21 protein-coding genes are annotated in these 24,012 nt (G+C 67.7%); 14 read left to right on the forward strand and 7 right to left on the reverse strand.

Annotated elements, in window-relative coordinates:
• Positions 1-41 precede the first annotated feature (41 nt).
• From fdhF to apbC, 4 genes are all read right to left on the reverse strand, one after another.
• On the reverse strand, positions 42-2,927 hold the full coding sequence (gene fdhF / locus DBV10_RS01300) for a formate dehydrogenase subunit alpha (RefSeq protein ID WP_124509857.1): 2,886 nt from the start codon (positions 2,925-2,927) through the stop codon (positions 42-44).
• Positions 2,924-4,822 (reverse strand): NADH-ubiquinone oxidoreductase-F iron-sulfur binding region domain-containing protein, encoded by a 1,899-nt coding sequence (locus tag DBV10_RS01305; protein ID WP_124509859.1) that lies wholly within the window; start codon positions 4,820-4,822, stop codon positions 2,924-2,926. Before DBV10_RS01305 ends, fdhF begins: the two co-directional genes overlap by 4 nt.
• A 192-nt stretch (positions 4,823-5,014) precedes the next feature.
• Entirely contained in the window at positions 5,015-5,971 is a 957-nt protein-coding gene (locus DBV10_RS01310) for a LysR substrate-binding domain-containing protein (protein WP_124509861.1), read from the reverse strand.
• A 25-nt stretch (positions 5,972-5,996) separates the two neighbouring features.
• Complete coding sequence (gene apbC / locus DBV10_RS01315; RefSeq protein ID WP_124509863.1) at positions 5,997-7,088, reverse strand: iron-sulfur cluster carrier protein ApbC; 1,092 nt, start codon at positions 7,086-7,088, stop codon at positions 5,997-5,999.
• 116 nt (positions 7,089-7,204) lie between these two features.
• Here apbC and DBV10_RS01320 point away from each other — a divergent pair, with 116 nt between their 5' ends.
• On the forward strand, positions 7,205-7,771 hold the full coding sequence (locus DBV10_RS01320; RefSeq protein WP_124509955.1) for a restriction endonuclease: 567 nt from the start codon (positions 7,205-7,207) through the stop codon (positions 7,769-7,771).
• Positions 7,772-8,040: 269 nt separating this feature from the next.
• The gene (locus DBV10_RS01325) at positions 8,041-9,318 is read left to right on the forward strand and encodes a patatin-like phospholipase family protein (protein WP_124509864.1); all 1,278 of its coding nucleotides are present in this window, start codon (positions 8,041-8,043) and stop codon (positions 9,316-9,318) included.
• 160 nt (positions 9,319-9,478) lie between these two features.
• Here the strand turns inward: DBV10_RS01325 and DBV10_RS01330 are convergent, their stop codons facing one another.
• Positions 9,479-10,606 (reverse strand): SMP-30/gluconolactonase/LRE family protein, encoded by a 1,128-nt coding sequence (locus DBV10_RS01330; RefSeq protein WP_199740017.1) that lies wholly within the window; start codon positions 10,604-10,606, stop codon positions 9,479-9,481.
• 175 nt (positions 10,607-10,781) lie between these two features.
• On the opposite strand from DBV10_RS01330, the gene metG reads away from it, so the two are divergent.
• Together metG and DBV10_RS01340 are read left to right on the forward strand one after the other, a co-directional pair.
• The gene (metG, locus tag DBV10_RS01335) at positions 10,782-12,872 is read left to right on the forward strand and encodes a methionine--tRNA ligase (RefSeq protein WP_124509866.1); all 2,091 of its coding nucleotides are present in this window, start codon (positions 10,782-10,784) and stop codon (positions 12,870-12,872) included.
• Positions 12,873-12,912: 40 nt separating this feature from the next.
• Positions 12,913-13,161 (forward strand): hypothetical protein, encoded by a 249-nt coding sequence (locus DBV10_RS01340; RefSeq protein WP_233589769.1) that lies wholly within the window; start codon positions 12,913-12,915, stop codon positions 13,159-13,161.
• A gap of 34 nt (positions 13,162-13,195) precedes the next feature.
• Here DBV10_RS01340 and DBV10_RS01345 read toward each other — a convergent pair whose 3' ends face one another.
• Positions 13,196-13,843, reverse strand: coding sequence for a YitT family protein (locus tag DBV10_RS01345; protein ID WP_124509959.1), 648 nt, complete (start codon positions 13,841-13,843; stop codon positions 13,196-13,198).
• A gap of 311 nt (positions 13,844-14,154) precedes the next feature.
• On the opposite strand from DBV10_RS01345, the gene DBV10_RS01350 reads away from it, so the two are divergent.
• On the forward strand, positions 14,155-15,825 hold the full coding sequence (locus DBV10_RS01350) for a SulP family inorganic anion transporter (RefSeq protein WP_124509870.1): 1,671 nt from the start codon (positions 14,155-14,157) through the stop codon (positions 15,823-15,825).
• A 130-nt stretch (positions 15,826-15,955) separates the two neighbouring features.
• On the opposite strand, the gene DBV10_RS01355 is transcribed toward DBV10_RS01350, so the two are convergent.
• Positions 15,956-16,468, reverse strand: a complete 513-nt coding sequence (locus DBV10_RS01355) for an outer membrane protein assembly factor BamE (protein ID WP_124509872.1) — start codon at positions 16,466-16,468, stop codon at positions 15,956-15,958.
• A gap of 43 nt (positions 16,469-16,511) precedes the next feature.
• Between DBV10_RS01355 and DBV10_RS01360 the strand changes: the two genes are divergently transcribed.
• From DBV10_RS01360 to bioF, 9 genes are all read left to right on the forward strand, one after another.
• Complete coding sequence (locus DBV10_RS01360) at positions 16,512-16,718, forward strand: DUF3460 family protein (protein ID WP_124509874.1); 207 nt, start codon at positions 16,512-16,514, stop codon at positions 16,716-16,718.
• A gap of 64 nt (positions 16,719-16,782) precedes the next feature.
• Positions 16,783-17,646, forward strand: a complete 864-nt coding sequence (locus tag DBV10_RS01365) for a ScpA family protein (protein ID WP_233589764.1) — start codon at positions 16,783-16,785, stop codon at positions 17,644-17,646.
• A gap of 59 nt (positions 17,647-17,705) precedes the next feature.
• Positions 17,706-19,295, forward strand: coding sequence for an L-aspartate oxidase (gene nadB, locus DBV10_RS01370; RefSeq protein WP_124509876.1), 1,590 nt, complete (start codon positions 17,706-17,708; stop codon positions 19,293-19,295).
• Positions 19,292-19,927, forward strand: a complete 636-nt coding sequence (gene queE, locus DBV10_RS01375; RefSeq protein ID WP_124509878.1) for a 7-carboxy-7-deazaguanine synthase — start codon at positions 19,292-19,294, stop codon at positions 19,925-19,927. The genes nadB and queE overlap by 4 nt, the downstream gene beginning before the upstream one ends.
• Positions 19,928-19,950: 23 nt before the next feature.
• Entirely contained in the window at positions 19,951-20,325 is a 375-nt protein-coding gene (locus DBV10_RS01380) for a 6-carboxytetrahydropterin synthase (RefSeq protein WP_124509880.1), read from the forward strand.
• A gap of 55 nt (positions 20,326-20,380) precedes the next feature.
• Positions 20,381-20,761 (forward strand): aspartate 1-decarboxylase, encoded by a 381-nt coding sequence (gene panD / locus DBV10_RS01385; RefSeq protein WP_124509882.1) that lies wholly within the window; start codon positions 20,381-20,383, stop codon positions 20,759-20,761.
• A 2-nt stretch (positions 20,762-20,763) separates the two neighbouring features.
• The gene (bioA, locus tag DBV10_RS01390; protein ID WP_124509884.1) at positions 20,764-22,089 is read left to right on the forward strand and encodes an adenosylmethionine--8-amino-7-oxononanoate transaminase; all 1,326 of its coding nucleotides are present in this window, start codon (positions 20,764-20,766) and stop codon (positions 22,087-22,089) included.
• A complete protein-coding gene (gene bioD, locus DBV10_RS01395) occupies positions 22,089-22,760 on the forward strand; it encodes a dethiobiotin synthase (protein WP_124509886.1) in 672 nt (223 codons plus the stop codon). Before bioA ends, bioD begins: the two co-directional genes overlap by 1 nt.
• The gene (gene bioF / locus DBV10_RS01400; protein ID WP_124509888.1) at positions 22,757-23,986 is read left to right on the forward strand and encodes an 8-amino-7-oxononanoate synthase; all 1,230 of its coding nucleotides are present in this window, start codon (positions 22,757-22,759) and stop codon (positions 23,984-23,986) included. The genes bioD and bioF overlap by 4 nt, the downstream gene beginning before the upstream one ends.
• The last annotated feature ends 26 nt before the right edge of the window (positions 23,987-24,012 follow it).

Here is a 24,012-nt window from a genome sequence, read left to right on the forward strand (position 1 = left end):
CACCACGGACGGCACCACCCACAAAGCCCCTTTGCGCCGCGTCAGCTTGCAGCGCCTTCCAGCCGCTCCACCGCCACCGCGCAGTACTTGAACTCGGGGATCTTGCCGAACGGGTCCAGCGCCGCATTGGTCAGCAGGTTGGCCGCCGCCTCCACATACGCAAAGGGCATGAACACCGTGCCACGCGGGGTGCCATCGTCGCGCCGCACGCGCACCTGCAGCATGCCGCGCCGCGAGCGGATGCCCACCAGCGCACCGGGCGCCACGCCCAGCCGCGCCAGTTCGTCGCCATGCAGCGATGCGGTGGCCATGGGCTCGATGGCGTCCAGCACGGTGCTGCGCCGCGTCATGCTGCCGGTGTGCCAATGCTCCAGCTGGCGGCCGGTGATGAGCACCAGGGGGTAGTCGGCATCGGGCTTCTCGGCCGCCGGGATCACGCTGGCGGGCACCAGTTGCAGGCGGCCCGTGGGCGTGGGGAATTTGTCAGTGAAGACGATGGGCTGGCCCGGGTCGTCGGCCGTGAGGCAGGGGTAGGTCACACTGGAGTCGCGCGCGAGGCGCTCCCAGGTGATGCCCTCGATGCTGGCGTGCATGGCCTGGCGCATCTCGTCGTACACGGCGGCCACGCCCGATTCCTCGCCCGCGTAGTTCCAGCCGAGGCCCATGCGTGCCGCCATCTGCTGGATGATCCACAGGTCGGGCCGTGCGTCGCCCGGCGGGTTCAAGGCACGGCGGCCCATCTGCACCATGCGGTCGGTGTTGCTGGCGGTGCCGGTCTTCTCGGGCCAGGCGCTGGCGGGCAGCACCACGTCGGCCAGCCAGGCGGTTTCGGTGAGGAAGATGTCCTGCACCACCAGGTGCGACAGGCTGGCCAGCGCATGGCGCGCATGGTTCAGGTCAGGGTCACTCATGGCCGGGTTCTCGCCCATGATGTACATGCCGCGCACCTTGTGCGGGTCACTGTCGTCGGCCAGCGCCTTGTGCATGATCTCGACCACGGTGTAGCCCGGCGCCTCGTCGAGTTGGGTGCCCCAGAAGTCTTCAAACCAGGCGTGGGCCCCCGCGTTGTCCACGCGCTGGTAGTTGGGGAACATCATGGGGATCAGCCCCGCGTCGCTCGCGCCCTGCACATTGTTCTGCCCGCGCAGCGGGTGCAGGCCCGAGCCGGGCTTGCCGATCTGGCCGGTGACGGCGCACAGCGCAATCAGGCAGCGCGCGTTGTCGGTGCCATGCACATGCTGGCTCACGCCCATGCCCCACAAAATCATCGACGCCTTGGACTGCGCAAACGCCCGCGCCACCTCGCGCAGCGCCTCGGCCGGGATGCCACACACGGGCGCCATGGCCTCGGGGCTGCAGCCCATCACATTGGCCTTGAGCGCCTCGAAATCGGTGGTGCGGTCGCGCACAAAGGCTTCATCCACCAACCCTTCGTCGATCACCGTGTGGATCAGCGCATTGAGCATGGCCACGTCGGTGTCGGCCTTGAACTGCAGGGTGCGCCAGGCGTGGCGGCCGATGTCGGTGATGCGCGGGTCGGCCAGCACGATTTTTGCGCCGCGCTGTGCGGCGTTTTTCATCCAGGTGGCGGCCACGGGGTGGTTGGCCGTGGGGTTGGAGCCGATCACAAAGATCAGCCCGGCATGCTCCACGTCGTGCACCGGGTTGCTCACCGCGCCGGAGCCCACGCCTTCGAGCAGCGCGGCCACGCTGGAGGCGTGGCACAGCCGCGTGCAGTGGTCCACGTTGTTGCTGCCAAAACCGGTGCGCACCAGCTTCTGGAAAAGGTAGGCCTCTTCGTTGCTGCCCTTGGCCGAGCCGAAGCCCGCCAGCGCCTTGGGGCCATGGGTGTCGCGCAGCGACTTGAGCGTGCCGGCAGCCATGTCCAGCGCCTCGTCCCAGGTCGCTTCGCGGAAGGTGTCGCGCCAGTCGGCGCCGTAGGGGCGTACATCCTTGGGCACGCCGGGCTTGCGGACCAGCGGCACCGTCAGGCGGTCGGGGTGGTGGGCGTAGTCAAAACCAAAGCGCCCTTTCACGCACAGCCGGCCCTGGTTGGCCGGGCCGTCGCGGCCTTCCACACTGATGATCTTTTCATCGCGCACGTTGTAGGTGATGAGGCAGCCCACGCCGCAGAACGGGCAGACCGAATCGACCTGGCGGTCCACCTTTTGCGAACCGATGTGCGTCTTGGGGCTGAGCGCGCCCGTGGGGCAGGCCTGCACGCACTCGCCGCAGGCCACGCAGGTGCTCTCGGCCATGGGGTCGTCCAGGTCGAACACGATCTTGCTGTCGGCCCCGCGCAGTGCGTAGCCGATCACGTCGTTCACCTGCTCCTCGCGGCAGGCGCGCACGCAGCGGTTGCACTGGATGCAGGCGTCGAGGTTGACCGCCATCGCGGGGTGGCTCAGATCGGCGGCGGGCTGCTCGCGGCGCAGGGCTTTGAGGGCCGGGCGCACCGAAACGCCCAGACGGTCGGCCCATTCGCTCAGCTCGCCGTGCTGGCCCACTGTTTCAGAAAAATTTGAATCAAATGAGCCGATATCGCTTGATAGACAAGCGCTACCAGCTATCAATTCAGGAGTATTTATCTTTTCATCGTTCCACCGGTACCCCACATCGGGCATGTCGGACAGCAGCATCTCCACCACCATCTGCTGGCTCTTGCGCGCGCGCGGGCTGGCCGCCTGCACCTTCATGCCTTCAGTCGGTGCGCGGCAGCAGCTGGAGGCCAGCGTGCGTTCGCCGCCGATCTCGACCACGCAGGCGCGGCAGTTGCCATCAGGGCGCAGGCCGTCGGTGTAGCACAGGTGCGGGATGTCCACCCCGTGGCGCTGCGCGGCTTTCAGGATGGTTTCGCCGGGGTGGGCCGTGATGGGCTGGCCGTCCAGTTCGAAGTCCACGCCGAGGGTGTCGTGCGCCGCGTTCATGGCTTGCCTCCTGGGGGCAGTTGCTCGGCCAGCGGGCTGTTGCGCGGCTTGGGCAGGTCGCCCGGCCAAGGCCCCTCCCCCACTTCGTGCGGGAAGTATTTGTGGATGCAGCGGATGGGGTTGGGCGCGGCCTGGCCCAGGCCGCAGATGGAGGCATCGGCCATCACCTGTGCCAGGTCGTCGAGCAGGTCGGCGTCCCACACTGGCGCCTCCATCAGCGCGGCGGCCTTGGCCGTGCCCACGCGGCAGGGCGTGCACTGGCCGCAGCTTTCGTGCTCAAAAAAGCGCATCACGTTCAGCGCCGCATCGCGCGCACTGTCGTGCTGGCTGAGCACGATCACGGCGGCCGAGCCAATGAAGCAACCGTAGGGCTGCAATGTGTCGAAGTCCAGCGGGATGTGGTTCAGGTGCGCAGGCAAGATGCCGCCCGAGGCGCCGCCGGGCAGGTAGGCGTAGAGCTGGTGGCCGTCCAGCATGCCGCCACAGTATTCGTCGATGAGTTCCTGCACCGTGATGCCCGCGGGTGCAAGCTTCACACCCGGGTGCTTGACCCGCCCGCTCACGCTGAAACTGCGCAGCCCCTTGCGGCCGTGGCGGCCGAAGCTGGCAAACCACTCGGGGCCTTTTTCGACGATGTCGCGCACCCAGTACAGGGTCTCGAAGTTGTGCTCCAGCGTGGGCCGGCCAAACAGGCCCACCTGCGCGATGTAGGGCGGGCGCATGCGCGGCTCGCCCCGCTTGCCTTCAATGCTCTCGATCATGGCCGACTCTTCGCCGCAGATGTAGGCGCCCGCGCCGCGCCGCAGCTCGATGTGGGGCAAGGGGCAGGGCGGCTCGGCGCGCAGGTCGTCGAGCGCGGCCTGCAGCAGCGCACGGCAGCCGTGGTATTCGTCGCGCAGGTAGATGTAGACCGCCTCGGTGCCCACCACCTGGGCGGCAATGAGCACGCCTTCCAAAAAGCGGTGCGGGTCGCGCTCGAGGTAGGTGCGGTCCTTGAAGGTGCCGGGCTCGCCCTCGTCGATGTTCACCGCCATCAGGCGCGGGGCGGGCTGGTCCCGAACAATCCGCCACTTGCGCCCGGCCGGAAAGCCCGCGCCGCCCAGGCCGCGCAAGCCCGAATCTTCCATGGCTGCGAGCACGGCGTCGGCCTCCGTCTCGCCGTTGACCAGCGCGGCGGCCAGCTGGTAGCCGCCATGGGCGCGGTAGGTGGCGAGGTCGGTGTGGGCCGGGCTGACCTCGCCGGGTGGCACGGGGACGCTTTTCTCCGCCAGTTCCGCAACATCAAAATTGATAGCTGTCAGCGCTTGTGGGTGGCGCGCAAGAGCCCTTTTTGGTTTGGACTCCACCACCTCCAGCACGGCATCGACCGTGGCGTGCGGCACAGGGCACTGGTGCACCACGGCCACGGGCGCCTGTTCGCAGCGGCCCACGCAGGGCACGGCCTGCACCTGCACATCGGCCTGCCCCGCAGCACGCAGGCGCTCGGGCAGCGCGGCCAGCAGTTCGCGCGCACCGGCCAGGCTGCAGCTCAGGCTGTCGCACACGCGCAGCACCAGGCGCGGGGCGGCAGCGTCCTCGCCGCGCACGATCTCGAAGTGGTGGTAGAAGCTGGCCACCTCGTACACCTCGGCCATGGGCCGGTTCATCTGCTGGGCCAGCGCCACCAGATGGCGGTCATGCAACACGCCGAAATGGTCGTTCAGGCGATGCAGGTATTCGATAAGCAGATCGCGCCGAAAACCGGTGGCCGGGCGCGGGCCCAGCAGTTGCGCCACGTCGGCCATCGCCGCGTCTTCGGGCTGGCGGCCCTTGAGGCGGCTTTTGCGGCGGATGCGCTCGCGCATGTCGGTGACCGACACGGCGGCCACGGTGGGGGCTTCGGGGGCAAGATTCATGGACCGGGGCGCGGGGGCGTTGATCTGGTTGTATGCAGGCACCTGCATAGGGTGCCCGGGCCGCCGCAGTGTCGGCCACGGGCGCCTGCGGCGTCAAATTGCCGATGCACATGGGTCGATCACAAAAACAAATGAAACGGCCGTTTTTGCAGCTGCCCATGAATCACCCACCGCAACCCGTGCGGTCAGTGCTCAATCGGCGACCAGAAGCCCACTGTGTGCTGCGGCGTGCTGTAGCCAGTCGGGGGCCTGCGCCAGTGCCAGCGCTGCATCGAGGGCGCGGGTGGGCTGCACCTGCCGGTGCGACATGAATCCGATGGGGGTGGTCAGCACCGGGCCTTTGAGCGGCAGGGCCTCCAGCCCCTCATGGCCGCGCACGGCATCGACCAGCGCTCCGGGCAGGACGCTGCACAACTGGCCCGCCACCACGCTCAGCGCCAGGGTCAGCACCGAATCGGTTTCCATGGCGGGCATGACCGCGGCGCCTGCCGCGCGGAAGGCGCCATCGACCAGGCTGCGGTTGTGCATCTCCGGGGTGAGCAGGCACAGCGGCAAGGCCGCTGCATCGGCCCAGGCCATGGGCGGGCCGATCTGCAGCCCACGCGCCGGGCCCTGGGGCGGGCGCGGTGCGCGGCGCAGCAGAAAGTAGTGCTCCACGTACTGCGGCCAGGCCCGCAGCGGGCCGCCGCGTGCGGGCATGCGCTCGGTGTAGCCCAGCGCCAGGTCCAGCGAAATGCTCTCCAGCCCCGCCTCGAGCGCCTGCGAGCTCATCGACAGCGCCACCGGCACGATGCCCGGGTGCCGCGCCTGCAACTGCGCCGCAAACCGCGCCAGGATGGGCATGGCCGTGGGCACCGCCCCCAGGCGCAGCGTGCCGCGCGGGTGGGCGGCGTCGCTGCTCAGGTCCTGCTGCAGCACCTGGTGCTCGTGCAGCATGCGCTGGGCCGAGGCCAGCACCCGCTCGCCCTCGGGCGTGAAGCCTTCGAAGCTGCGCCCCCGGCGCACCACCACCACGCCAAACTCCTTTTCCAGCGCGCGCAGCGCGTTGGACAGCGCCGGCTGCGTGATGTGGCAGGCCTGCGCCGCCCGGCCAAAGTGCCGGTGCTCGTGCAGCGCCACCAGGTAGCGCAGGGACGCGAGCAGGTTCATGGCACGGTGCGGCGGCTTGAAAAGATCAGGTGTTCTTGCTGATCGAGATGGTGGGGAACTTGTTCGAGAAGTCCTTGGCCTGCTGGGCGATCTTCACCGCCACATCGCGCGCCACCTTCTTGTAGATCTTGGCCACGTCGCCGTCGGGGTCGGCCACCACCGTGGGCTTGCCGCTGTCGGCCTGCAGGCGGATGCTCATGTCCAGCGGCAGCGCGCCCAGGTAGTCCATGTTGTAGTCCGCCGCCATCTTCTTGCCGCCATCGGCGCCAAAGATGTGCTCCACATGGCCACAGTTGCTGCACACGTGGGCGGCCATGTTCTCGACGATGCCCAGGATGGGCACGCCCACCTTCTCGAACATCTTGATGCCCTTCTTGGCATCGAGCAGGGCGATGTCTTGTGGCGTGGTCACGATCACCGCGCCGGTCATGGGCACGCGCTGGCTCAGGGTGAGCTGGATGTCGCCGGTGCCGGGCGGCATGTCGATGATGAGGTAGTCCAGGTCTTTCCAGTTGGTCTGGCGCAGCAGCTGCTCCAGCGCCTGGGTGGCCATGGGGCCGCGCCAGATCATGGCTTCGTCCTGGTCCACCAGAAAGCCGATGGACATGACCTGCACACCGTAGTTTTCGAGCGGCTCCATGGTCTTGCCGTCTTCGCTTTCGGGGCGGCGGTGGATGCCCAGCATCATGGGCTGGCTGGGGCCGTAGATGTCGGCGTCGAGCACGCCCACGCTGGCACCCTCGGCGGCCAGGGCCAGGGCCAGATTGGCGGCCGTGGTGCTTTTGCCCACGCCGCCCTTGCCCGAGGCCACGGCGATGATGTTCTTGACCTGAGGCAACAGCTGCACGCCGCGCTGCACGGCATGGGCGATGACCTTGGTGGTGATGTTGACCGAGACGTTCTCGACGCCCGCCACACCCTTGGCGGCGGCCACCAGGCTGCGGCGCAGCTCGGGCACCAGGCTCTTGGCGGGGTAGCCCAGTTCCACGTCAAAGGCCACGTCGCCACCGGTGATCTGCAGGTTGCGCAGGGCGCGGGTGCTGACGAAATCCTTGGCCGTGTGGGGGTCCAGCACGCTGGAAAGTGCGGCCAAAAGGCCCTGTTCGGTGACTGACATGCAAATAACTCCTGTGGGGCGGGTAGTCTATCCAAGCGCTCCAACCTCTGTAACTGCAGGACAATGCGCCGTTTTCCTTCAGAACCATCCCCCAAAGGCGCCCCGTGAAATTCAAGATGTCCGAGAACTCCCTGTTTGCCGTGCTGCTGCGCTCGCCGTGGTGGATCAGCTTCGTGGTGGTGGGCCTCATCGCGCTGGCGGCCGGTGCGTTCTTGCCCAAGGAATATTTTGTGGTGGGAGCGCTCGCGGGCTTTCCCATCTTCGTGGTGGGCTGCATGGCCGCCTGGCGGCAACTGCGTGCACCCCACCCCGCCAAGGTCGCCGAGATGCTGGAGGCCGTGGCCAGCATGCCCTGGCGCAGCTTTGCCGACACCCTGGATGCCGCCTGGGCTCGGGCCGGCTACACGGTGGAGCGCCTGAACAGCAACAACACCAGCGCCGACATGCGCCTGACCCAGGGCGGCAAGACCACGCTGGTCAGCGCCAAGCGCTGGAAGGCCGCCACCCATGGCGTGGAGCCCCTGCGCGAATTGCATGCCGCCATGGTGGCAGCCGATGCGCCGGCCGGCGTGTATGTGGCAGCGCTGGGGCAGGTCAGCGACAACGCCCAGGTGTTTGCGCGCGACCACGGCATCGTGGTGCTGCAGGGCGACGCTGTGGCGCAGTTGCTGCTGCGGGGCTAGTGTCCCGAGTTAGAAATTCATCTCACAAAGATGCCGAGAATCGTCGCCATGCTGCGTTGCAAATCCTCGCGATAGCTATGGCTATCGCTGTGGTTTGCGCCTTGCCTGGCAACGATTTCGACATCTTTAGTTTTTCAACGAACTTCTAACTCGGAACACTCGAACAGGCCTCGGCCCACCGGCGGGACCCGGGGCCTCATGCGGGTTTTCCCACATGAAACGCCGGGGGCGCCCCTCCACACTTGGGGTATCTGCCCGCACCCCCTGCCATGCCACCCTTCGCCCCACCCTCCCCGGCCCCATCCGGCGCAGCCCCCCAGACGCCCGCCACCGGCCTGCTGCTGACCGGCGGCGGCGCCCGCGCGGCCTACCAGGTGGGCGTGCTGGAGGCGATTGCCGACCTGCGCCTGGCCTGCGGCGAGGGCGACGGCCCCAACCCCTTCCCCATCATCACCGGCACCTCGGCCGGGGCCATCAACGCTGCTGCACTGGCCTGCGGGGCCGACAACTTCGACCGGGCCGTGCGCCGCATTGCCCGGGTGTGGCGCCAGTTCCACGCCAGCCAGGTGTATGGCGCCGATTCGATCAGCGTGATGCGCAGCGGCGCGCGCTGGCTCACGCTGGTGTCGATAGGCTGGGCGCTGGCGCGCTGGCGGCGCATGCGCCCCCGCTCGCTGCTGGACAACACCCCGCTCGAAAAACTGCTGGTCAAGATGGTGCCGCTGGTGCGCCTGCCCCGGCTGATCCGCAAGGGCCACCTCACGGCGCTGGCGGTGACGGCATCGAGCTACAGCTCGGGCGAACATGTCACCTTCTTCGAGGCCGCCACGCCGGTCAAGCCCTGGGTGCGTTCGCAGCGCAAGGCGGCCAGTGACCGCATCACGCACGAGCACCTGCTGGCATCGTCGGCCATTCCGTTCATCTTCCCGGCCAAGGGCATCGAGCTGGACGATCATGTGGAGTATTTTGGCGACGGCTCCATGCGCCAGTCGGCGCCCATCGCCCCGGCCATCCACCTGGGGGCCGAGCGCATCCTGGTGATCGGCGCGGGCCGCATGCACGAGCCCAAGGGCGATGCCGCCGCCAACCCCACGGCCACCTACCCCACGCTGGCGCAGATCGCGGGGCATGCGCTGTCCAACATCTTTCTGGATGCGCTGGCAGTGGACGTGGAGCGCGTGCAGCGCATCAACCAGACCCTGTCGCTCATCCCCGAAGAAAAGCGCCTGCACAGCGCGCTGCGCCCCATCGAGCTGCTGGTGATTGCGCCTTCGCAACGGCTTGATGCTGTGGCCGCTCGCCATGTGGGCGACCTGCCCGGCCCTGTGCGCACCATGCTCGGCGCCCTGGGCGTCACGTCCAACATGGCCGATGTGCGTGGCGCGGCGCTAGCCAGCTACCTGCTGTTCGAGTCCGGCTACACGCAGGAACTGATGGCCCTGGGCCGGGCCGACACCCTGGCCATGCGGGCCGAGGTGTGCCAATTTTTTGGCTGGACAGATACCGGCGCCGAGGTGCGGACCAGGGAGCACGGAGCGGAAGACTGAAACGGATTCGCACGGGATCCGACAGAACCGTTCGGGCTGAGCTTGCCTGTCCTGAGCGCGTCGAAGGGTCGAAGCCTCGCGCGGCGCTTCGACAAGCTCAGCGTGAACGAGTTCATGGTTTTGCATGCATCCGGGGTCCAAAACGCTCCGGCCTTGACCCCTATGGCTGTGGCTTGGGCAACCAGCCCAGGCCGTGCGCGTGCAGGCTCTGCACATACAGCCGGTCGGCGGTTTCCGTGATCGCCGTGGTCTCGGGGTAGGCGCCGCTCGGGTCCTGCAGGTCGGCCACCACCTTGCCATCGTCGGTGAATGCGATCACGTGGCCGTAGGGCTTGGGAATCGGCCACAGCGCACGCGGCAGGCGCAGGGTCAGGCTGCGCAGCCAGGGCTTGCCGGACATGTTGTCGATGGCCGCCCCGCGTGGTTTGGCAAAACCCAGCCACACCTTGCCGCCCTGCCCGCGCATCAGGTTGTCGGGGTAACCGGGCAGGTTGTCGAGCAGCACGCGGGCCTGGGGGCTGGGCTGGGCAATGTCCAGGTCGCGCGCCTCCACGGCGATCTTCCACACGCGGTATTTGCCGGTTTCGTTGACGAACAGGTGCTTTTCGTCCTGGCTCAGCGCCACGCCATTGGCAAAGCTGAGGCCCCGGGCCACCACCCGCGTGGCGCGGGTGGCGGGGTCGTATTCGATCACCCGCCCGGTGCTGGCCTGCTCCAGGATGTCGAGCACGCTGGCTTCAAAGGTGCCGCCCCAGTCCTTGGGCGCAAAGCGCGTGGAGGCGTCACTCAGGTACATCTTGCCGCTCTGGGCCACCACCACGCCATCGGCATAGCGGATGGGGTCGTTGTCGCCCACCTTGTCGGCCAGCACGGTGACGGCCTTGCCATCGGGTGCGATGGACAGCAGGCCCTTGACCGCATCGGCCGCGATCAGATGGCCCGCCGCATCAAAGTCAAAGCCCAGCACCCGCCCGCCGGTGTTGGCAAACACCTCCTGGCCCGAGCCATCGGCGTTCATGCGCAAAATGCTGCCGCTGAGCACCGTGGTGTAGAGCTTGCCGTCCTTGCCAAAAGCGATGTGCTCGGGGCCCACCTCGCCCTTCAGGTCGATCATCTGCAGTTGGGCCAGGCGCTGGTTGGGCGCGTGCACGCCCTGGTAGCCGGGCGCGGCGGGCGCGCTCCAGGCCACCGGCTGGATGGGCACGGGCCACGCCGCCAGGTAGGCGGCCACCGCCAACACAGCGCAGCCGACGCCCCACCCCACCCGTTTTGCCCATGTTCTGGCCATGTGTGATCTCCTCGTTGCATGTTGGAATGCGGCGCATTGTGGCGCCATCGGGGGCCTGCGCGCACGCCCTGATTGGCACCTGCGCGACCCGGCCGGGCTGGTGCAGCGCCTGTGGCGGTCAAGGACACTGCCGACCGCCTAAAATCACGGGTTCCGCCTGAGAAAGCCGCTTTTCATGACGTCATCCGCCCGCAAACTCTTCGTTACCACCGCCCTGCCGTATGCCAACGGCAACTTCCACATCGGCCACATCATGGAATACATCCAGGCCGACATCTGGGTGCGGTTCCAGCGCATGCAGGGCAATGCGGTCAACTTTGTGGGCGCGGACGACACCCACGGCGCACCCATCATGATTGCCGCCGAAAAGGCGGGCAAGACGCCCCAGCAGTTCGTGGCCGACATCGCCGCAGGCCGCAAGCAGTACCTGGACGGCTTTCACATCAGCTTTGACAACTGGCACAGCACCGATGCGCCCGAAAACCACGACCTGGCCCGCCAGATCTACCGCGACCTGCGCGACCGCGCGGACGGCAGCCTGATCGAGGTGCGCACCATCGAACAGTTCTTCGACCCCGAGAAGAACATGTTCCTGCCCGACCGCTACATCAAGGGCGAATGCCCCAAGTGCCACGCCAAGGACCAGTACGGCGACAACTGCGAAGTGTGTGGCTCGGTCTATGCGCCCACCGACCTCATCAACCCCTTCTCGGCCCTGTCGGGCGCCAAGCCCGAGCTGAAGAACTCCGAGCACTTCTTCTTCAAGCTCTCCGACCCGCGCTGCGTGGAGTTTCTGGAAAACTGGACGCAGGATGGCAAATTGCAGCCCGAGGTGGCCAACAAGATCAAGGAATGGTTCAGCGTCCGCACCAACCCCGACGGCACCACCAGCGAAGGCCTGGGCGACTGGGATATCAGCCGCGACGCGCCCTACTTCGGCATCGAGATCCCCGATGCGCCGGGCAAATACTTCTATGTGTGGCTGGACGCGCCCGTGGGCTACCTCGCCTCACTGAAGAACCTGCTCGAAAAGCGCGGCGAAAGCTACGACGCCTACATGGCCGACCCGGCGATGGAGCAGTACCACTTCATCGGCAAGGACATCGTCACCTTCCACACGCTGTTCTGGCCCGCCATGCTGCACTTCAGCGGCCGCAAGACGCCCAACAATGTGTTCGTGCACGGCTTCCTCACGGTGAACAACGGCGAGAAGATGAGCAAGAGCCGGGGCACAGGCCTGGACCCGCTCAAGTACCTGAGCCTGGGCATGAACGCCGAATGGCTGCGCTACTACCTGGCGGCCAAGCTGTCGGCGCGCAATGAAGACATCGACTTCAACGCCGACGACTTCATGGCGCGCGTCAATAGCGACCTGATTGGCAAGTACGTGAACATCGCCAGCCGCGCCGCGGGCTTTTTGACCAAGCGCTTTGACGGCAAGCTCACCAGCGACTTCGGTGCCACGGGCGCCGCCCTGCTGGCCGAGGTGCGCGGCGCCAGCGATGCGCTGGCCCAGATGTACGAAGCGCGCGAATACGGCAAGGCCACGCGCGAAATCATGCTGCTGGCCGACAAGGTCAACGCCTATGTGGACCAGAACAAGCCTTGGGATCTGGCCAAGGACGTGGCCAACAACCAGGCGCTGCACCAGGTGTGCTCGGTGCTCATCAACACCTTTGCCACGCTCACCCGCTACCTCTCGCCCGTGCTGCCTGGCCTGGCCCAGGCCGTGCAGGGTTTTGTGGGCGTGGACATGCAGCAGTGGCACGTGGCGGGCGACGTGCAGGCCATTGCGCCTTACCAGCACCTGATGCAGCGCGTGACGCCCGAGCAGCTGGAGGCATTGTTTGAGGCCCCAGCGCAAGCAGAACAAGCGCCAGCAGCTACAGAAACCGTAGCAGCACCCGGTGGTGAGGAATTGGCCCCCACCATCACCATCGACGACTTCACCAAGATCGACCTGCGCATTGCGCTGATCGTGAACTGCGAGCCGGTCGAGGGTTCCACCAAGCTGCTGCGCCTGACGCTGGACGTGGGCGAAGGCCGCACACGCAATGTGTTCAGCGGCATTGCCAGCGCCTACAAGCCGGAAGACCTGGTGGGCAAACACACGGTGATGGTGGCCAACCTGGCGCCGCGCAAGATGAAGTTCGGCATCTCCGAAGGCATGGTGCTGGCCGCCAGCCATGGCGACGAGAAAGCCCACCCCGGCATCTACGTGCTCAACCCCTGGCCGGGCGCCACGCCCGGCATGCGAGTGCGCTGAGCAAGGCGGCCCCATGCGCCCTGTGGTGTACCGGGCGGCGATGGCCGCCATGCGAGCTCTGCCACTGTGGGCGGTGTTGCCCACGCTCACGGGCTGCACGGTGGTCGCAGTGGCCAGCACGGCCGTGAGCGTCACGGCCTCGGCCGTCGGGTTGGCGGCAGATGCCACGGTGGGCACCGTCAAAGTGGTGGGCAAGGGCGTGGGCATGGCGGCAGACGCGATGTCCAGCAGCCCGGCGCCGGACACCAGCGGCATCCAGATCCGCGAATCCATCCGGCCTGCGCCCTGAGCAACGCCCACACCCTGCGGGCTGCAGCGCCCCTTCAGCCTCCCGTGTACCGCCCCGGCCGGTGGCTGATCCACAAAAAGCCGCTCATCACCAGCACGGCCAGCACCGAGTAGGCCACGCGTTCCACCGGCACCACACACAGCGCCAGCAGCACCACGGTGCCGTCGATCATCATCTGCACCTTGCCGGCCCGCATGCCGTAGCGGCTTTGCAGGTACAACGACACCACGGTGGCCCCGCCCAGGCTGGAGCGGTGGCGCGCCAGGAACAGGCAGCCCGTGCCCAGCAGCAGCCCGCCCAGCAGGGAGGCGAACAGCGGGTTGAGGTAGTCCACATGCATCACATGCGGGAACAGCTCGGTCAGCAGCGACAGCAGGGCCACACACACAAAGGTCTTGAGGGTGAACTCGCGCCCCATGCGCGTGAAGGCGAACCAGTAGAACGGCAGGTTGACCACAAAGAACAGCTTGCCGAACGAGATGCCGGTGACGTAGTGCAGCAAAAACGCCGCCCCCGCCGTGCCCCCCACCAGCAGCCCCGCCTGGTTGAACAGCATGAGCGCCATGGCCACGAACAGCGTGCCGGCAAACAGGGCCTGGGCGTCTTCGAACGCGCCGTGGCGCAAGGTGGCCGCCTGGGCGGCGGCATCCACGGCGGAAGCGGAGGTGGGGGTGTCGGGCATGGGGGATTCAACCATGGAGGGTCGGAAGTCGTCGGTCGGAAGACAAGGCCTGGGCCCAGAAAACGCGGCACTGGCCCCACCGGGGCTTGCAAACAACATGCCACGACCTGCCAACCTTGCACCGGGGCCAAGGCCGCATGCATTTCCAGGCGCCAGCGCTGGCGGGGATTGCGCAACAAGCTATAAAAAACAGAGCAACCTCCAGATTCTACGGGGCCAGGGGCTGCGGCATGGCACGCAAGCTGCTTGGCCCCGGGGCCCAGGCTCCCTACACTGAAACCCGTCACACTGCCCCGAAAGCGCCCGCCACCATGCCACTGAGCTTTGCCTTCCGCCCCCGCCTGCTCGATGCACTGCGCAGCTACGACAGAAGCCGCTGGCTGGCCGATGTGGGCGCGGGTGTCACGGTGGGCATTGTGGCGCTGCCGCTGGCCATGGCGTTTGCGATTGCCAGCGGGCTCAAGCCCGAGGCGGGGCTGTGGACGGCGATCATCGCGGGCTTCCTGGTCTCGGCGCTGGGCGGCACCAACGTGCAGATCGGCGGACCAGCGGGCGCCTTCATCGTCATCGTGTACGGCATCGTGGAGCGCTACGGCGTGGCCAACCTGCTGATCTCCACCGCCTGCGCGGGCGTGCTGCTGGTGCTGCTGGGCCTGTTCCGGCTGGGCACGCTGGTGCGCTTTGTGCCGGTGAGCATCGTGATCGGCTTCACCAACGGCATTGCGGTGCTGATCGCGCTGTCGCAGGTGAAGGACTGGCTGGGCCTGTCGATTGACCGCATGCCGGGCAATTTTTTCTCGCAGATCAGCACGCTCGCACAGCACCTGGACAGCTTCAACCCCCATGCATTCGGGCTGGGCGCGGCCTGCGTGGCGGGCCTGTTCCTGTGGCCCCGGCTCACGATGAAGGAATCGCCCGTGATGCGGGTGCTGGAGCAGCACACGGTGCGCACGTTTGCGCGTGTGCCCGCGCCCGTGGTGGCCCTGGTCACGCTGAGCCTGCTGGCCTGGGCGCTCCAGCTGCCGGTGGAGACCATCGGCTCGCGCTTTGGCGGCATTCCGCAGGCGCTGCCAGTGTTTGCGCTGCCCGATTTCTCGTGGGACACGGTGCGCCTGCTGGTCACGCCCACGCTCACCATTGCGCTCTTGGGCGCCATCGAATCGCTGCTGTGCGCCCGCGTGGCCGACCAGTTGGCCACGGATGCGCACCACAAGAAACACGACCCCAACCAGGAGCTGGTGGCCCAGGGCCTGGCCAACATCGTGGTGCCGTTTTTTGGCGGCATGCCGGCCACGGGCACCATCGCGCGCACGGTGACCAACATCCGCTCGGGCGCCACCTCGCCCATCGCGGGCATGGTGCATGCGCTCACGCTGGCCGTGATCGTGCTGGTGGCGGCGCCGCTGGCGCTGCACATCCCGCTGGCGGTGCTGGCGGGCATTCTGCTGTTCGTGGCCTGGAACATGGGCGAGTGGCACGAGTTTGTGCGCCTCAAGCACTTCAGCAACCACTACCGGCTGCTGATGCTGGGCACGTTTTTCCTCACGGTGGTGTTCGACCTCACGGTGGCGGTGGAGGTGGGGCTGTTCATGGCCTGCGCGCTGTTTGTGCGGCGCATGAGCGCGCTGTTCCGCGTGGAGCGGCAGCCTGAAACCGAGAGCGCCACCGCCGGGCAACCCACCGCCCGCCCCGCCACCACCTGGCGCCTGCACGGCGCGCTGTTCTTTGGCGCCGCCGCCAAGCTCGACGCCATCGTCCAGGCCGTGGAAGCCGGCTCGCCGGGCCTGGAAGTGGTGCTGGACGCGAGCGAACTGGTGGCGCTGGACACTACCGGGCTCGATGCGCTGGCCCAGGTGCTCAAGGCCGTGGCGGCGCGCGGCGGGCGGCTCTACATCGAGCACCTGCATGAGCAGCCGCGCTCGCTCATCGAGCGCTCGGGCTTTGGCGCGCGGCTGGCCGCGCAGGAGGACGTGCCAGTCTGACGCGAATTCGCATTCAATCCATAAGAACCAACCGTTCGGGCTGAGCGAGTCGAAGCCCCACGCGGCGCTTCGACCAACTCAGCGTGAACGGATGGATGTCCTTGGATGCATATCGGCCTGGGGTCTGCGGCTACTTGCCGCCCTTGAACTCTGGCGCATCCAGGTCCGCACCGGTCTGCGTGCGCAGCACCACATGGTCGGGCCCATAGACCACCGTGAACACCTTGGCCTGGTTGGGCGCCTCCAGGTAGCGCCAGTCGGCCCAGGTTTCCTTCTTCAATTCATAGGGCGTGGCCTTGGCGGGCTTGCCCAGCAGGCGGCGCACCTCGTCCATGCGCTGGCCGGGCAGCACGCGCGCAAAGTTTTCGGGCGTGAGCACCTGGCGCAGCGCCACCATGCGGCCATCGGTGCCGATGGTGATCATGTAGTTGACCTGGCCGGCGGGCTGGCGGTTGTACTCGAAGGTGCGCGCGCCGCCGGGCTCGTCCCAGACGTTCTCGGGCGCGCCAAAACGGTCGCGCACATCGGCTTCGGTCGACACGCCCTCCTTCAGTTCGCTGATGCGCTGGGGGTCGCAGGCGGTGAGTGCCAGCAGGCAAAAAGCGGCAGCCGCTGCGGTGGCGGCGCGATATATCAAGGGCATAGGGGCTCCCGGTAAAATCCACGAAAACCGAGGTTAACAGTCCATGTCCATTTTCCGCCGCCCCGATTACCAATCCGACGCCACCCAGTTCATCAACCAGCTCAAGTCCAGCCGCCCCGAGCTGGACCAGCAGCAACAGGCCGGCCGTGCCCTGCTGTGGGACAAGCAGGTGGACCGCAAGGTCTGGGGCGAGTACCGCGAAGGCCAGGTCGCGCAAAAGCCCTACGTCTACCAGACGAACGCCGATTAAGCATCCCATTGGCCTCTAGCGCTTGCCCATCAAGCGCTGACAGCTCATATTTTAATAGCACCCAATGACCACCGCGAACGCAGCCGACACGGCCGATTCGCCGGACATGCCCGCCCTGGATGCGGCGGGCATGCCCGACGTGGTGGACCAGGTGGCGCTGGCGCGCCTGTATGGCGAGCCGCTGTTTGCGCTGCCCACCGACCTGTACATCCCGCCCGACGCGCTCGAAGTCTTCCTCGAAGCCTTTGAAGGCCCGCTCGACTTGCTGCTGTACCTGATCCGCAAGCAGAACTTCAACATCCTCGACATCCCCATGGTGGGGGTGACCAAACAGTACCTGGCGTATGTGGACGAGATCCGCAGCCGCAACCTGGAGCTGGCGGCAGAGTATTTGCTGATGGCGGCAATGCTCATCGAGATCAAGTCGCGCATGCTGCTGCCGCCCAAGAAGCAGGCAGAAGGCGAAGAACCCGAAGACCCGCGCGCAGAGCTGGTGCGCCGCCTGCTCGAATACGAGCAGATGAAGATGGCCGCCGCCCGCCTGGGGCAGATGCCGCAGTACGGCCGCGACTTCCTGAAAGCCCAGGTCTACATCGAGCAGAGCCTGCAGCCGCGCTTCCCGGACGTGCATGTGGTGGAGCTGCAAGACGCCTGGCGCGACATCCTGAAGCGCGCCAAGCTCGTGCAGCACCACCGGATCACGCGCGAAGAACTGAGCGTGCGCGAATACATGAGCATGGTGCTCAAGACGCTGCAGGGCCGCCGCTTTGTCGAGTTCGAGGAACTCTTCGAGCCTGAAAAAGGCAGCACCGTGCTGGTGGTCACCTTCATTGCGCTCCTGGAGCTGGCCAAAGAGACGCTGATCGAGATCACGCAGGCCGAGGCCTTCGCGCCCATTTACGTGCGCCTGGCCTATACCCCGGCCTAGGGCCTTCCATCACCGCCTGGCCGGTGGCCATGGCATTTCCCCTTTCCCCATCGCAAGCCATGGCATCCCACGACTTCGACGTTCTCATCGTAGGCAGCGGCCTCGCCGGTCTCTCGGCCGCCCTGCACCTGGCGCCCACGCACCGCGTGGCCGTCATCACCAAGCGCACGCTGCAAGACGGCTCCAGCGGCTGGGCCCAGGGCGGCATTGCCGCCGTGCTGGCCGATGACGACAGCTTTGCCGCCCACATCGAAGACACGCTGGTGGCGGGCGCGGGCCTGTGCGATCTGGCCACCACACGCTTCGTGGTCGAGAACGCGCCCGCCTCCATCGCCTGGCTGCGCCAGCTGGGCGTGCCCTTCACGCTCGAAGGCGACCAGTTGCACCTCACGCGCGAAGGCGGCCACAGCGCACGCCGCATTGCGCATGTGACCGACGCCACCGGCGCAGCGGTGCAGCGCACGCTGATCGACGTGGTGCGCGCCACGCCCGGCATCACCCTGTTCGAGCAGCACACGCTGGTGGACCTGATCACGACCCGCAAGCTGGGTTTGCCAGGCCACCGCTGCCTGGGCCTGTACGCGCTCGACAGCGACACCGATGAGGTCGTGACCTTCCGCGCGCCGCAAACCATCCTGGCCACGGGCGGCGCGGGCAAGGTGTACCTTTACACCACCAACCCCGACACCGCCACGGGCGACGGCATTGCCGCCGCCTGGCGTGCGGGCTGCCGCGTGGCGAACATGGAGTTCATCCAGTTCCACCCCACGGGGCTGTACCACCCGCACGAAAAGTCCTTCCTCATCAGCGAAGCCGTGCGCGGCGAAGGCGGCAAATTGCTGCTGCCGCCCTCGGCCGGCGGCACCCGCTTCATGCTCGACCACGACCCGCGCGCCGAGCTGGCCCCGCGCGACGTGGTGGCCCGCGCCATCGACTTCGAGATGAAAAAGCACGGCCTCGATTGCGTGCACCTCGACATCTCGCACCAGAGCCCCGCGTTTTTGCAGGAACATTTCCCCAACATCCTGGCCCACTGCGCCGCGCTGGGCATCGACATCACCAAGGAACCCATCCCGGTGGTGCCCACCGCGCACTTCACCTGTGGCGGCGTGTTGACCGACCTGGCCGGCCGCACCGACCTGCCCGGCCTGTACGCCGTGGGCGAGGTGGCCTGCACCGGCCTGCACGGCGCCAACCGCCTGGCCAGCAACTCGCTGCTCGAATGCATGGTGTTTGCGCGCGCAGCCGCCCAGGCCATTGCCGCTGCACCCACCGCCGCGCTGCCCGCCGTACCGGCCTGGGACGACAGCCGCGTCATCGACGCCGATGAGTCCGTCGTCATCTCGCACAACTGGGACGAGCTGCGCCGCTTCATGTGGGACTACGTGGGCATCGTGCGCACCAACAAGCGCCTGGAGCGCGCCGCGCACCGCATTGCCATGCTGCAGGGCGAGATAGAGGAGTTCTACGCGCACTTCCACATCACGCGCGACCTGCTGGAGCTGCGCAACCTGGTGCAGGTGGCCGACCTGATCGTGAAAAGCGCGCAGCTGCGCCGCGAAAGCCGGGGCCTGCACTACAGCCGCGACTACCCCGACATGGCGGCCCCCGCTGCCCCCACCCTCTTAGTCCCTCCGGTGCCCCGATGACCTACAGCGTCAAAGAAATTTTCTACACCCTGCAAGGCGAAGGCGGCCAGGCGGGCACTCCGGCCGTGTTCTGCCGCTTTGCAGGCTGCAACCTCTGGACGGGCCGCGAGCAGGACCGTGCGCAAGCCATCTGCCAGTTCTGCGACACCGACTTTGTGGGCACCGACGGCACGCTGGGCGGCAAGTTCGAAACGGCCACGGCGCTGGCCGAGTTGATCGCCGCCCAATGGCCTGCGGGTGCGGGCCACCGGCTGGTGGTGCTGACCGGTGGCGAGCCCCTCCTGCAGGTCGATACGGCGCTCATCGACGCCCTGCACGCACAGCAATTCCGCATCGCGGTCGAAAGCAATGGCACCGTGGCGGCGCCCGAAGGCATCGACTGGCTGTGCATCAGCCCCAAGGCGGGCGCCCCGTGGGTGCAGCGCAGCGGGCAAGAGCTGAAACTCGTGTGGCCCCAGCCCGGCTTTGACCTGCTGGCGCTGGAGCAAGGCACGCAGTTCACCCACCGCTTTCTGCAGCCCATGGATGGCCTGCTGCAGCGCCAGAACACTGCCACCTGCATTGACGCCTGCCTGGCCCACCCCGCATGGCGATTGAGCCTGCAGACCCACAAGCTCACCGGCATCCGGTGAGCGGTTTTCTTTTTGGTTCCCGTATGTTGTTCACCATCTCCCAGCGCTTCTTCTTCGACGCCGCCCACACCCTGCGCCGCGAGATCGAGGCCGAAGGCAGCCGCCGTGTGCATGGCCACACCTACCACGCCGAGGTCTTTTTGAGCGGCCCGCGCGACCCCGCCACCGGCATGGTGCTGGACCTGGGCCTGCTGCGCCAGGGGCTGGCCGTGGTGCGCGAGCAGCTGGACCACCACATGCTCGACGACGTGCCCGGCCTGGGCACGCCCACGCTCGAAAACCTCTGCCTCTTCATCGCCCAGGCCCTGCCTGCCGACCTGCGTGCCAGCGTGAGCCGCGTGCGCGTGTGGCGCGAGGCACTGGGCGACAGCTGCGTGCTGGACTTCACCACGCCCTGAAGCCCTGCCCACGGCAAGCCTCCCCCATTTCACAGACTTCACCCAAGGAAGCCCGATGTTCCGCACCCTGCTCAAATCCAAGATCCACCGCGTGGCCGTGACCCAGTGCGAGCTGCACTACGAAGGCTCCTGCGCCATCGACGAGGACCTGCTCGACGCGGCCAACATCGCCGAGAACGAGCAGATCCACATCTGGAACATCAACAACGGCGAGCGCTTTGTCACCTACGCCATCAAGGGCCAGCGCGGCAGCGGCATGATCTCGGTGAACGGCTCGGCCGCGCGCCGCGCATCCGCAGGCGACCTCATCATCATTGCGGCCTTTGCGCAGGTGCACGACGACCAGGTGGCCGCGCACCAGCCCCAGCTGGTGTTTGTGGACGACCACAACCGCCAGACGGAACTGCGCCACGCCGTTCCCACGCAGGCCCTGTAACGGTGGCGCCGACCCACGACGGGCTGGTAGCCCGCAGCCTCGCCAGCGTGTGGCACCCCTGCACGCAGATGAAACGGCACGAAGCCCAACCGCCCGTGGCCATTGCCCGCGCGCAAGGCCCGTGGCTGTATGGCACCGATGGCCAGCGCTACCTCGACGCCATCAGCTCCTGGTGGGTCAACCTGTTTGGGCACAGCCACCCGCACATCCAGGCGTCGCTCGTGGACCAACTGGGCCAGCTCGACCATGTGATGCTCGCGGGCTTCACCCATGCGCCGGTGGTGGAACTGTCGGAGCGCCTCGCCGCGCTCACCGGCCTGGGCCATGCGTTCTATGGCAGCGACGGCGCCGCTGCCACCGAGATCGCGCTCAAGATGAGCGCGCACTACTGGCGCAACACCGGCCGCCCCGCCAAGAGCCGCTTTGTGGGCCTGGCCGGCGGCTACCACGGCGAAACCGTGGGCGCGCTGGCCGTGACCGACATCGCCATCTTCCGCGAGGCCTATGCACCGCTGGTGCGCCTGGCCGACACCGTGCCCAGCCCCGACGCACGCGGTGCGGCACCGGGCGAAACCGCACAGGACGTGGCCCGGCGCGCCGCCGCCGCACTGGAGGCTTGGCTGCAGGAGCATCACGCCACCACGGCCGCACTCATCGTCGAGCCCCTGGTGCAGTGCGCCGCCGGCATGGCCATGCACGACCCCGAATACCTGCGTCTGGCGCGTGCGCTGTGCAGCCGCTACGAGGTGCACCTGGTGGTCGATGAAATCGCCGTGGGCTTTGGCCGCACGGGCACCATGTTCGCGCACCAGCAGGCAGGCATCCGGCCGGACTTCATTTGTCTGTCCAAAGGCCTCACGGGCGGCACGCTGCCCCTGTCGGCCGTACTGACCACCGATGTGGTGTATGCCGCGTTCTACGACGACGATGTGGCGCGCGGCTTTCTGCATTCGCACTCGTACACCGGCAACCCGCTGGCCTGCCGCGCCGCGCTGGCCACGCTGGAATTGTTCGAGCAGCTGGATGCCCTGAAGGCCAACGGGGCACTCGCGCAGCGCATTGACGCCGCCTGCACGCCCCTCACGCAGCACCCGCGCGTGCAGCATGCACGCCGCCTCGGAATGATCTGGGCCTGGGATGTGGACACCACGCTGCCCGACTTTTCCCGGCGCTACCACCAGCACGCGATGGCGCGGGGGCTGGTGCTGCGCCCCATCGGAAAAACGCTGTACGCCATGCCACCGTATGTGCTCGACGACGAGGCCGTGCAGTGCCTCGCCAGCGGCGCGCTCGATGCGCTGAACGCCACCCTGCAAGAGGAGATTTGATGATGGGATGTTTTGTGACCGGCACCGACACCGGTGTCGGCAAGACGCTGGTGTCCGCCGGGCTGCTGCATGCGCTGGCACGCCACCACCGCCATGTGGTGGGCATGAAGCCCGTGGCGGCCGGCCTGGTGCCCTGGGGTGAAGACTGGGCCAGCGAGGATGCGATCGCGCTGCGCTCGGCCTCCACGCTGGCCGTGCCGCCCGCGCTGGACAACCCCGTGCTGCTGCCCGACCCGCTGTCGCCCCACATCGCGGCCGCGCGGGCCGGGGTACAGATCGACATCGCCGCCATCGTCGCCAGCTACCAGGCGCTCGCGGCCCAGGCCGATGCCGTGGTGGTGGAGGGTGCGGGTGGCTTTCTGGTGCCGCTCACCGACACGCTGACCGGCGCCGACCTGGCCCAGGCGCTGGCCCTGCCCGTGGTGCTGGTGGTGGGCCTGCGCCTCGGTTGCCTGAACCATGCGCTGCTCACCGCCGAGGCCATCCGCGCGCGCGGCCTCACGCTGGCCGGCTGGGTGGCCAACCGCATCGACCCGGAGATGGGCGCCGCCGACGAAAACATCGCCTACCTGCGCGCACGGCTGGGCGCCCCGCTGCTGGCCGAGGTGCCCTACCAGGACCTGCCCGAACCCGGCAGCCTGGTTTTTGACCTGCCGAAGGACTGGCAATGACAAGCTCCACGGCCCCCCAGCCCTCCTGGCTGGACGAGATCCCCGCGCGCCTGGCCGACATCGAACGCGCCCACCTGCTGCGCCGCCGCCGCGTGGTCGAGCCCGCCGGTGGCGCCCGCCTGTGGGTGGACGGCCAGCCCATGCTGGCCTTCTGCAGCAACGACTACCTGGGCCTGGCCAGCCACCCGGATCTGGCCGAGGCTGCACGCGAGGCCACCCACCGCTTTGGCGTGGGCGCGGGCGGATCGCCCCTGGTCAGCGGCCACAGCGCGGCCAACGATGCGCTCGAACACGAACTGGCCGCCTACGTGCAACTGCCCCGCGCGCTGTACTTTTATGCGGGCTACGCCACCAACACCGGCATCATCCCGGCGCTGGTGGGCGAGGGGGATGCGCTGTTCTCCGACGCGCTCAACCACGCCTGCCTGATCGACGGCGCCCGCCTGTCGCGCGCCACCATCCACCGCTACCCGCATGCCGACCTGGCCGCGCTGGAGGCACAGCTCGCCGCCAGCCCCGCGCGGCGCAAGCTGGTGATCAGCGACGCGGTGTTCAGCATGGACGGCGACCTGATCGACATCCCCGCGCTGCTCGCGCTGTGCGAACGCCACGACGCGCTGCTGCTGCTGGACGATGCCCACGGCTTTGGCGTGCTGGGGCCAGAGGGGCGCGGCAGCCTGGCGCAGGCGGGCCTGACGGGTGCCACGGCCTCGCGCCGCGTGCTCTACATGGCCACGCTGGGCAAGGCCGCCGGGGTGGCCGGCGCGTTTGTGGCGGGCGATACCGCCCTCATCGAATGGCTGCTGCAAAAGACCCGCACCTACATCTTTGCCACCGCCGCCCCACCGCTGCTGGCCAGTGCGCTGCGCCAAAGCCTGCAGCTCATGGCAGCGGCCGATGACCGGCGCGCGCACCTGGGCAGGCTCATCGCGCAGTTGCGCCAGGGCTTGGCCACGCTGCCCGCGCAGCTGGGCTGGCACCTGCTGCCGTCGCACACGCCCGTGCAGGCGCTGGTGATCGGCAGCAACGAAGCCGCCTTGGCCGTGATGGAAAGCCTGCGCCTCCAGGGCCTGTGGGTGCCCGCCATCCGCCCGCCCACCGTGCCGGTGGGCACGGCCCGGCTGCGCATTGCGCTGTCGGCGGCCCACACCGAGGCCGACGTGGACCAGCTGCTGGTGGCCTTGGAGCGCTGCGCACAGCACGCGCTGACCCGCGCCCCGGGATAAGCGCCCCCCGGGTACGGCAGGCGGCC

This window comes from Acidovorax sp. FJL06 (assembly GCF_003852545.1).
Taxonomy (GTDB): domain Bacteria; phylum Pseudomonadota; class Gammaproteobacteria; order Burkholderiales; family Burkholderiaceae_C; genus Acidovorax.